This window comes from Geminisphaera colitermitum TAV2 (assembly GCF_000171235.2).
Taxonomy (GTDB): domain Bacteria; phylum Verrucomicrobiota; class Verrucomicrobiia; order Opitutales; family Opitutaceae; genus Geminisphaera; species Geminisphaera colitermitum.
This window is the reverse complement of sequence record NZ_ABEA03000137.1, coordinates 1-4102: the sequence shown is the minus strand read 5'-3', so window position 1 is coordinate 4102 and position 4102 is coordinate 1. Positions and strand designations below refer to the sequence as shown.

The window sequence follows — 4102 nt, the reverse complement described above, 5'->3', positions numbered from 1 at the left end:
CCTCCGCCTCCAACTGCGTGACGAGCCCGTCCATCTGCGCGACCACCGCCTGCACCGTCTCGCGCCGCGTGAGATCGACCCCCGCCTTCCTGAGCTGCTCCATCGGGTGGTCGTTGCCGCCGCTGCGCAACAATTCCAGATAACGCTCCACCGCGACCTCCCGACCTTCCCGACCCTCCCTCCCCCCGACTCCCGTTGTCATTGCCGCGTAAAGATGCGCCGAAGAGGCGAAGCACGTCGCGTATTGGTAAACATAATACGGCGTGTTGTAAAAATGCGGAATGCGCGCCCAGGTGAAACGGTACAGATCATCCGCCGCCACCGAGTCGCCGTAGTAGTCGTTGAGCAACCCCGCGTAAATTTCTCCGAGCACATCGGCGGTGACAGGCTCGCCCCGCTCGATCCGCTCGTGCGCCCGGCGCTCGAAATCGGCAAACAACACCTGCGTGTAAAACGTGCCCACGATCTGATCGACGGCATGCTGGAGCAGCAGGAACCTCGCCTTGGGATCACTCGTCGCGCCAAGAAGCCGGTCGAGCATCAAACGCTCGTTGATCGTGGACGCCACCTCCGCCACGAAAAGCGTGTAGCTGTGCGTGGCGAAAGGCTGCGCCTCATCAGAAAGCTCCGTGTGCATCGCGTGCCCCATCTCGTGGGCAAACGTAAACAACGCATCGAGCGTGTCGTTGTAGTTGAGCAGCACATACGGACCCGCGCCATACACGCCCGCGCTGTAGCCCCCGGAACGCTTGCCCTCGTTCTCATAAACATCCACCCGGTTGCCCGTCAGCAACCCGCCCATCTTGCGCTGATAGTCGTCGCCGAGCGGCGCGACGGACGCGATGATCTCGGCGCGCGCCGCATCATAAGGCCACACCGACTCATCCTTCAGCAGCGGAATCTGGCCGTCGTAAAGATGATACTCCGCCAGCCCGAGCAGACGCTGACGCAGACGGAAATAACGCCGCAGCGGAGCCGTCCCCTCGCGCACCGCCTCGACGAGCGTCGTGTACACCTCCACCGGAATCGCGTTGCCATCGAGCGCGGCGGCGAGCGTGTCGGGATAATCACGCGCCTGCGCATGGAACCAGTCGCGCTCCAGAACCCCCCGGTAAATGGCCGCATAGGTGTGCTTGGTCGCGGCATAGGTCGCCAGGTAATTTTCAAAAGCCAGACGACGGTCAGCCTGATTGCGATTCGTTGCCAGCGTGGCCTGATACACGGCGGGCGAGAGCGTGACCTCGCGCCCATCGCTAAACGTGACCTTGGGAAACTGGATGTCCGACGTGCTCAACTCCGAATACACCGAGCGCGGCGTATCGTTGAAACGCGCGGCGTGGGAAAGGAGCTTTTCGCCCCTTTCGTCGAGCACGTGCTTCTGCTGCCGGTAGGTGTCGAGGATGGGAAACCGATAAACGCCGAGCGCGGGCGTGGCGTCGATCCAGCCACGCATGGTCTCCTCCGGAACCGTGAGCAACTCCGGCGTGAACCACGCCGTGGCGGTGCCGAAACGGGCGAAGACGGCCTGCACGCGCTGGAGCCTGCCCGCCACCGCCTGGTCACGTGTATCGACATCGCGCTGGAGTTGCGGGTAGCGAAAAAGCCGATACTGAAGCATCCCGATCTCATCAAAAAGCCGGTGGGCGCGGAGCACGGCTTCGGCACCCTCCTTCAGAGTCCCCTTGAGTCCGGCGAATGCCCCGGTTTGCGCCTCCATCTTTTTTACGTCGGCCTCCCAAACCTCCCAATTTGGATAAATCGGAGAAAAATCCCATTTGTAATCGGAGCCGATTTGGGCGCGGTCACGGGTGGCGGGTTTGAGAGAAGCGGATGGAACACGGGACGTCGGCATGATGATGAGGCATCGTGACGCAATTCTCCCTTATCAGAAGTCCGAAATACTGAAGCATGGACAATCTCTTGTGCGATGTCCGATGCTCGCAGACATGTTGCGTGCACTGGTTTTCGACTTCGACGGACTGATGGTGGACACCGAAACGGTGATTATCGAAGCGTGGGAACGCATCCACGCCCACGACGGTTTTGCCGCGGACCGGGCGGTGCTGCACGCCCTGGTCGGTCACACCGACATCGTGCAGGACGTCTGGACTGCGTACCCACCCAATCACGACAAGCACGCCTTGGGACGCCGTTGGCGCGACCTGTCGCGCAGCCTCATGGACGCCGCGCCTGTACTGCCTGGTGTGCGCGAATTACTGGACTCCGCCCGCGCCGCCGGCCTCCGGCTCGCCGTCGCCTCCAACTCCAACCGTCCCCACGTCAAAAACCACCTGCGCCTGCGCGGGCTCGACACCTTATTCGACGCCATCTGCACGCGCGACGAAGTGCAGCACCCCAAACCCGCGCCCGACGTTTACCTCGAAGCCCTGCGCCGCCTCGGTGTCGCCCCCGGCGAAACACTTGCCTTTGAAGATTCCGTGCCCGGCCACCTCGCCGCCCACCGCGCCGGCCTGCGCGTGATCGTCATCCCCGGCCCATCGACGCTGCACGACGAGTTCCCCCACGCCGCACTCCGCCTCCCCACGCTCGCCGGCCTCACGCTCGAAACCCTGAACTCCAGATTCTAGAGCGGTATAAGGGAGGTTCTAAAAATCAGAAATTACACAGAGATCACAGAGAAGGCACAGAGTTTAGGGAGGACAAAACGACTTTGCTCCTTTTTCCGTAAAAAATATTATTTTATTTATTTATAATAAATGAATTACAGAGACATTCATTCGCGAGGAAAATATCCTTCCACCGGACAGGCCTCCCCAAACTCTGTGCCTCCTCTGTGTCCTCTGTGTAATTTTTAGAAGTTCCCATAAGTTGAGATGTAGCCGTTGTCTTAACGGTAGGGAGGCCTTTGTGCCCTCGGCCGAGGGCACAAAGGCCTCCCTACCAGGTATCAAATGGCTACAGTTTGAATGAAACTGCTCTAAACTCGAAACGGTGCGTCAGCGGTCAGTGCTCAGCCCTCAGCGCCACCGCCAGAAAATCGAGCAACTGCGTGGTGCGCACCGCCACCGCGCCGTGGGCCCGGGCCAGCGCGTCGGCTGCCGCGCCATGCCATGCCACAGCCCGGCACGCCGCCGCCGCCGGATCGCCGGGCGACTGCGCCAGCAGCCCCCCCATGAGTCCCGCCAGCAAATCGCCGCTGCCACCGCGCGCCAGCACCGGGCCACCCTTGAAACTATAAAAACTCACGCCCTGCGCCTCGATGCACGTCACCGGCCCCTTGCGCACCAGCACCGCCGACGACGGCACACGCTCCGCGATCCGAGCCAATTCCCCCGCATGCGGCGTGAGAATGCGCGGTATCGCCCCTGCCGATACAATTTGAGGCTGCAACGCATCCGCGTCGATCACCACGGGCGCGGACGACATTTTCACCATTTCCTCCGCCAGCACGAGCGACTCCCGTTCGCGCCCCAGTCCCGGTCCGACAACCAGCGCCGTTGCCCGTCCGATCCGCTCCTGCACCAAGTGCAACCCCTCCAAAGCCAGTCCGCCCTCCGGCGTTTCCGGGCAGGCAACCCACATTGCCTCGGGCAACCGCGCCGCGAACGACGCCACCAGCGACTCCGGCGCAAACACCGTCACCAGCCCCGCCCCGCTCCGCACCGCCGCGCTCGCCGCCATGAAAATCGCCCCCGGATACGATCGTGACCCGCCCGCCAAAAACACATGTCCATAAGTTCGTTTGTCGGAATCCGCCGCACGCAATTCCCGCAACGGCGCAAGCACCGCCGACGTCAGCGCGCGACGCGGCGCAACTGCGCCTTCCGAAACCTCCCCCCCCCCCTCCTCTTCATCAAAAAATCCAAGATCCAAATACCGCAACCGCCCGGCGTTCAGCAGTCCGCCCGACGCCACCAATGGCTCCTTCACAATCCCCGTTGCGTAGGTGAAATCCGCCCTGAACGCACCCGCCTCACCCAACCCGCTCGGCAAGTCCACAGCCGCACGCAAGCGCGCCGGCAGCGCGTTCGCCCATGCCAGCACCCGCGCAAGCTCCGGCGACAACGGCGGGCGGAATTGAAAACCGAATACACCATCAATCACCAAATCGTAAATATGGAGCGGCGGCGTCCCCGCCGCC

3 protein-coding genes are annotated in these 4102 nt (G+C 62.5%); 1 reads left to right on the top strand and 2 read right to left on the bottom strand.

The annotated features are described in order from the left end of the window. On the bottom strand, positions 1–1852 hold a 1852-nt coding region (pepF, locus tag OBACDRAFT_RS16250), incomplete at its 3' end, for an oligoendopeptidase F (protein WP_043587438.1). A 94-nt stretch (positions 1853–1946) separates the two neighbouring features. Here pepF and OBACDRAFT_RS16245 point away from each other — a divergent pair. Next, complete coding sequence (locus OBACDRAFT_RS16245; RefSeq protein WP_043587440.1) at positions 1947–2588, top strand: HAD family hydrolase; 642 nt, start codon at positions 1947–1949, stop codon at positions 2586–2588. A 376-nt stretch (positions 2589–2964) separates the two neighbouring features. Here OBACDRAFT_RS16245 and OBACDRAFT_RS16240 read toward each other — a convergent pair. Beyond that, positions 2965–4102 (bottom strand): NAD(P)H-hydrate dehydratase (locus tag OBACDRAFT_RS16240; protein WP_043587436.1); only part of this gene is annotated, 1138 nt, incomplete at its 5' end.